5 protein-coding genes are annotated in these 6,000 nt (G+C 36.9%); 3 read left to right on the top strand and 2 right to left on the bottom strand.

The genetic code is table 11. The features are described from left to right. Positions 1–250 precede the first annotated feature (250 nt). Positions 251–2,089, top strand: a complete 1,839-nt coding sequence (locus RWM19_RS06945) for a C39 family peptidase (protein WP_313985310.1) — start codon at positions 251–253, stop codon at positions 2,087–2,089. A gap of 219 nt (positions 2,090–2,308) precedes the next feature. Here the strand turns inward: RWM19_RS06945 and RWM19_RS06940 are convergent, their stop codons facing one another. Together RWM19_RS06940 and RWM19_RS06935 are read right to left on the bottom strand one after the other, a co-directional pair. Then, the gene (locus RWM19_RS06940) at positions 2,309–2,893 is read right to left on the bottom strand and encodes an HD domain-containing protein (protein WP_313985307.1); all 585 of its coding nucleotides are present in this window, start codon (positions 2,891–2,893) and stop codon (positions 2,309–2,311) included. Between the two features lie 5 nt (positions 2,894–2,898). After that, positions 2,899–3,849, bottom strand: coding sequence for a P1 family peptidase (locus tag RWM19_RS06935; RefSeq protein WP_313985303.1), 951 nt, complete (start codon positions 3,847–3,849; stop codon positions 2,899–2,901). A gap of 178 nt (positions 3,850–4,027) precedes the next feature. On the opposite strand from RWM19_RS06935, the gene RWM19_RS06930 reads away from it, so the two are divergent. Both RWM19_RS06930 and RWM19_RS06925 read left to right on the top strand, forming a co-directional pair. Further along, positions 4,028–4,843, top strand: a complete 816-nt coding sequence (locus RWM19_RS06930; RefSeq protein WP_294020578.1) for a transketolase — start codon at positions 4,028–4,030, stop codon at positions 4,841–4,843. A 2-nt stretch (positions 4,844–4,845) separates the two neighbouring features. Beyond that, positions 4,846–5,769 (top strand): transketolase family protein, encoded by a 924-nt coding sequence (locus RWM19_RS06925; RefSeq protein ID WP_294022967.1) that lies wholly within the window; start codon positions 4,846–4,848, stop codon positions 5,767–5,769. Positions 5,770–6,000 lie beyond the last annotated feature (231 nt).

The raw sequence follows: 6,000 nt of genomic DNA, 5'->3' as shown, positions 1-6,000 counted from the left end.
GTACCCCAAGATTTCTCATTGCGGTACCCCAACCCCAAGTAATTTTAGAGCGCCAAATAATGTTTGTTGAGGACTTAGATGGCCAAATGGCCATCTTTCATTTTAATTTTAATTGAGATTGATATATTATCTAGAATATTTATGGTTGATTACAAATGTAGTCTTTATCAACGAAAAAAGTAAAAATTTATTGTATTTTTTTTTGAAAAACGTATGATTGTTTTGTATTTTATGGGGGTGTAAAAAATTTATGGAAAAATTTGTAATGCGAAGGCTGTTATTCATTTTCTGTATGTTCTTGTGTACAACAATATTTACATTTGCTGATGAAACAACGGAAAACAATGAAAATACAATTATTCAGACAGGATGGGTATCAATTGACGGCCATATGCAATGGTATGATGAGAATGGTGTGCCTGTAATTGGATGGAAGAATATAGATGGAAGTATTTATTATTTTGATGTGAATACGTATATGGTTACGGGCATTAATAATGTTGATAATAAATATTATTTGTTTAATGACCATGGTATTTTAATTTCTCAGAATGGATGGGTATTTGAAAATGGTTCATATTACTGGGTCCAGGATGATAACTCCATATATACTTCTGGGTGGAAAATTATCAATGGAGAGACGTACTTTTTTAATAATCAAGGAGTAATGATGACTGGCAAGTATTGTATTAATGGAAATTGTTATTTCTTTGAGGAGAACAATAGCGGAAAACTTGTGAAGAGCGGATGGCATCAATCTAATAATGGATTATGGCATTATGTTGCTGACGCAAGTGTTTTAGCCAATTCTTGCTGGAAATTCCTTCATGGTCAATATTATTATTTTGATCAAGACAGTAATATGTATACAGGGTGGCTACTGGAAAATGGAAAATATTATTATTTAGCAAATGATGGCCCAATGGTCACTGGATGGTCACAGATTAATGGAAATTGGTATTACATGAATTCATCTGGGCAAAGGATGATAGGATGGCAGTATGTTAATGGGCACTGGTATTATTTAAATGAAGATGGTGTCATGCAGACGGGATGGATAACAGAAAACAACAATAATTATTATCTTTCCGACAGTGGAGCAATGATAACCGGTTGGTTATACCTGAATGGGAATTGGTATTACATGAATTCATCTGGGCAAAGGATGATAGGATGGCAGTATGTTAATGGGCACTGGTATTATTTAAATGAAGATGGTGTCATGCAGACGGGATGGATAACAGAAAACAACAATAATTATTATCTTTCCGACAGTGGAGCAATGATAACCGGTTGGTTGTACCTGAATGGGTATTGGTATTACATGAATCCGTCAGGGAAAATGTCGAGCGGATGGCAATATATAGGTTATTATTGGTATTATTTTGGCGATGATGGCAATGGTATAATGAAAACAGGATGGCAAACAATCAATGGGAGTAGTTATTATCTAAAACCAAATGGTGCGATGGCTACTGGATTTACCTGGGTTGATGGCAAGTACATTTATTTTAATAGTTCTGGTATTATGACAGATTTTCCGGCTAGTTATTATTTAGGAGTGCCAAATTACAACCAATTTCAGGAAGGATTTCCATCGGGGTGTGAAGCAGTTTCATTATTTCAGGCAATGCAGTATAAAGGATACCTAGGTATGATATCCTTATCTACTTTTGTAGATTCTCTTCCTATATCATCGGACCCGTTCTCTGGATTTGCAGGAAACCCAAGAAGTGCCTATGGACAATATAGTGCAATTTTTCCACCGGCTCTTGCAAACTGGGGGAATATTTATGCGAGAGGGAAAGTATTTGATATATCTGGAAGCTCATTAGACGATTTACTTGGTGAGATTAGCCAAGGCAATCCAGTTGTAGCATATGTAACAACATATTATACAGAACCAATCTGGATGAATTATCCTTTTGGACCAAATTTATATAACAATCATGCAGTTACTTTAAATGGATATGATTATTACAATCATCTGGTACATGTATCTGATCCAATTAGTGGTTCAAGATGGTTAGATATGTTCAGTTTTGCAAATATATATAATTCTAGGAAGTATGCTGTTGTTGTACGCTAGAAAAAATATGAATATCATTTACAAATTAAAAAAATATGATTTATGTAAAATATCTGCTCTTAATTATCTTCGTTACTAGAAACTATATATAGAAAATATGAGAAAGCTTTATAGGATTTAATTTCTTTGAATTTAGATGCAAAAAAACGTTAATCAACAATTTAAAAAGTCTCTGCTAGGATTTGCCAGGCCTAGAGAGACTTTTTACATGCTTGCAAGTTATTTTAGATTCCCTTTTTTAATATGATTCTGAAGAATTTGATCTGTCACTTCATAAATGGCTTCTGAACCTAGTTTGGTTTTTGATTGACGACCATATACTTTTTCGGCAGTGACTTGGTGTTCCTTCCAGTCACCACCGTCATTTGAGTTGTTTAATAGGAGTGGTTGGAAGTTATCCATTGCATGTGCAAAACGTGCTTCTGGAGTTTCATTAGCTTCAAATTCGTCAAATAGTGCGATGAGCTCAGTCTTTTGGTCATCTGGTAGAATTGAATATATTCTTTCTTTGGCAAGGTCTTCTCTTGCCTTTTGTGTCTTTAGACCTTCTGTATCGTATGCGTAGGTATCACCTGCATCAATTTCAACAATGTCATGAATAAGGCACATCATCATTGTTTTAGCGACATCAATCTTTTCATTTGCATGTTCCTTTAAAAGATAGGTCATGATAGCCATGTGCCATGCATGTTCTGCGTCATTCTCATTTCGTCCATGATTGGTTAAATGAGTCTGACGGAAGACATTCTTTTCTTTATCGATTTCTAAGATAAAATTCATTTGTTTCTGTAGACGTTCGTTCATAATTGCTATACTCCTGACGATTCATTGAAATCGACTGTTTTTAAAATTGCTTTTTCTATGACATATGCAGCGATTGTGCCTACGACATTGATGTCTGCTGGTATAGTGCTAGAACTCATTGCATAGATGGAATCTCCATCAAATGTAGTGTGTACTGGTTTGATAACACGTGCGTATCCATCATGTGCCATGCCTGCAACTTTTGTAAGTGCAGTTTTATCTAGTTTTGCATTGGTGATGATAGCGCCAATAGTTGTATTTTGATGAAATAGGTCACGGCCTAAGATTGCCGTGTATAGTGCTTCTTCCGCATCTATAAAACCTCCATCTTTCAGATTGCGAATACCCGAGAGAGTAGTACCACTTGTTGGATCGTAGATGTTACCGATAGCGTTGACTGCAACGATAGCACCTACTTTCAAATCTCCTAGCTGTACAGCATAGGTTGCTAGAGCGGAAGGAGATGCTTGTTTAGGACCATATATCTTTCCGATAGTAGCACCAGTTCCAGCACCATGTTTTCCTTCTTCGAAGATTCCTTGATATGCATTTTCACAAGCTTGATAGCCAAGGTTTGCGTCAGGGTATTTTTGTGTTGGTTTTCCGTTTAAATCAAACAAACATGAAGCACATACAATTGGTACAACACCTGCAGCGGTAGGAAATCCAATGTTCTTTTCTGCTAAGAATTTCATAACGCCACTTGCTGTATCAAGACCAAATGCACTACCCCCAGATAGTACAATCGCATGTACTCCATCATTGGCTGCGAGTGGATTTAATAGTCCACTTTCTCTAGATGCAGGGGCACCTCCACGGATATCGATTCCAGTAGTGTATCCTGATTCACTTAATATTACGGTACAACCGCTGTTAGAATCTGGATATTCAGCACTACCTAATTTGAATTCTGTGAATGCATGGATGGATATTTCTTGTAATAAACTGTTTTTCATATAAGCACCTTCATAGAAATAGTATAGAAAAAATAATGAGAAATGGAATATTTTATGAACGATATTCCATATAAATGAATACTTTCTTTTCCATTTGATAAATGTTAGGGAAAAGAACTTTTGTATCTATTATGAACATGTTAATATAAAAACAGAATAAAAAACAGGAGGCCATATAATGGTAATTGAAGATTTAAAATTACACGCAAAGAATATTCGCAAGAATATTTTAAGACAAGTGTATGGAGCGCAATCTGGACACCCAGGAGGATCATTAGGCGCAACAGATATTCTTACAGTACTTTATTTTGATGTAATGGATATCAATAAGGAAAATGCTGGTGGAATCGATCGTGATCGTTTCGTATTATCGAAGGGACATGTATCACCACTCTTATATGCTGTATTAGCTGAAAAGGGTATTTTAGCAGAAGAAGAATTAAAAACATTCCGTTTAATTGATTCTAAGTTACAGGGACATCCAAATATGAACTATGTAACAGGTGTAGATATGTCTACTGGTTCATTAGGTCAAGGTTTTGCGGTGGCTGATGGAATGGCATTAGCAAATAAATTAGCAGGGAATGACCACCGTATTTACTGCTTAATCGGTGATGGTGAAACAGAAGAGGGCGAAATTTGGGAAGCTGCAATGGCTGCTGCTCATTATAAGAATGACAATCTTTGTGCCATCGTTGACGTAAATGGATTACAGATTGATGGTAAGACATCTGATGTTATTGGACCGGAACCATTAGATCAGAAGTTTGCGGCATTTGGATTCCATGTAATTTGTGTAGATGGACATAATATGGAAGAATTAAAAGCTGCTTTTGCGGAAGCGAAGACAGTAAAGGGAAAGCCTACAGCAATCATTGCTCGTACTGTTAAGGGTAAGGGTGTTTCCTTTATGGAAAACAATGCTGGATGGCATGGAAAGGCTCCTAACCAAGAGCAATTTGAAGCAGCAATGGCAGAATTGGAGGCAGAGTAGTCATGGGTAAGGCAACAAGAGAAGCGTATGGTGAAGCGTTAGCTGAATTAGTCGCTGAAAATAAAAAGATTGTAGTATTAGATGCGGACTTATCAGGGAGTACTAAGACAGCAAATGCAAAAAAAGTAGCACCTGAAAGATTCTTCAATATGGGTATTGCGGAATCTGATATGATTGGTCATGCGGCTGGTTTTGCGACAAGCGGATTTATTCCATTTGCGTCTTCATTCTCAATGTTCTGCACAGGTAGGGCTTGGGAACAGATTCGTAATAGTGTTGCATATCCTCACCTAAATGTTAAGGTGTGTGGAACACATGCTGGTATTACTGTAGGTGAAGATGGTGTTTCTCACCAAGCAATCGAAGATATCGCATTAATGCGTGTTGTGCCAGGTATGGAAGTATATGTGCCATGTGATGCGGCTCAGACAAAGGCAGTTATTAGACATGTCGCTTCTACAAATACACCATGTTATGTAAGATTGGGTCGTTCTTCTGTTGAAGATGTATACACAGAAGATACAGTATTCGATTTTAGTAAGCCTCATGTTGTTCGTGAGGGTAAGGATGCTGTTATCTTTGCTTGTGGCTTGATGGTTCAATCTGCATTAAAGGCAGCTGAAAAATTAAGCACAGAAGGTAAGGAGGTTGCCGTTGTAGATGTATGTGCTATCAAGCCATGCAATGAAGAACAGATTGCTGAATTGCTATCGAAGTATGATGTAGTATTCACTGCTGAAGAGCACAATGTCATTGGTGGTTTAGGCGGACTCATCTGTGAAATTGCTGCAGATAAGTGCCCTAAGAAGATTCATCGTATTGGCATTCAAGATACATATGCTGAATCTGGAGATGCCAATAAGTTAATGGCTAAATATAAGTTAGATGGTGAAGGCGTTTACGAACAAGTAAAAGCAGCTTTATAAAAACTAGTTAAAAGATTCATTACGAGTATGTAGTGAATCTTTTTTTGCATTCATGATATAAAATTTCGTAAAAAGTACTTGTTTTTATATGTTGCTTTTTGTAAACTATCACTGTGATAAATATGTCACGCTTGACCGCTTATTATAAGCTGAGGCTACACGGACGGCCGGGTCAAATGCCGAAGACCTGTTGAAGAAGCAGGGACTGCATCGTGGATGCAGCAGGGCAGA

It is taken from the genome of uncultured Solobacterium sp., from assembly GCF_963517755.1.
GTDB lineage: Bacteria > Bacillota_I > Bacilli_A > Erysipelotrichales > Erysipelotrichaceae > Bulleidia.
This window is presented reverse-complemented; position numbering and strand designations above follow the sequence as displayed.

What these genes read in the sequence shown, in the direction of transcription:
- RWM19_RS06925 (WP_294022967.1), top strand. Translation starts at nt 4,846, where the DNA reads ATGGGTAAGGCAACAAGAGAAGCGTATGGTGAAGCGTTAGCTGAATTA.
- RWM19_RS06940 (WP_313985307.1), bottom strand. Translation starts at nt 2,893, where the DNA reads ATGAACGAACGTCTACAGAAACAAATGAATTTTATCTTAGAAATCGAT.
- RWM19_RS06930 (WP_294020578.1), top strand. Translation starts at nt 4,028, where the DNA reads ATGGTAATTGAAGATTTAAAATTACACGCAAAGAATATTCGCAAGAAT.
- RWM19_RS06935 (WP_313985303.1), bottom strand. Translation starts at nt 3,849, where the DNA reads ATGAAAAACAGTTTATTACAAGAAATATCCATCCATGCATTCACAGAA.
- RWM19_RS06945 (WP_313985310.1), top strand. Translation starts at nt 251, where the DNA reads ATGGAAAAATTTGTAATGCGAAGGCTGTTATTCATTTTCTGTATGTTC.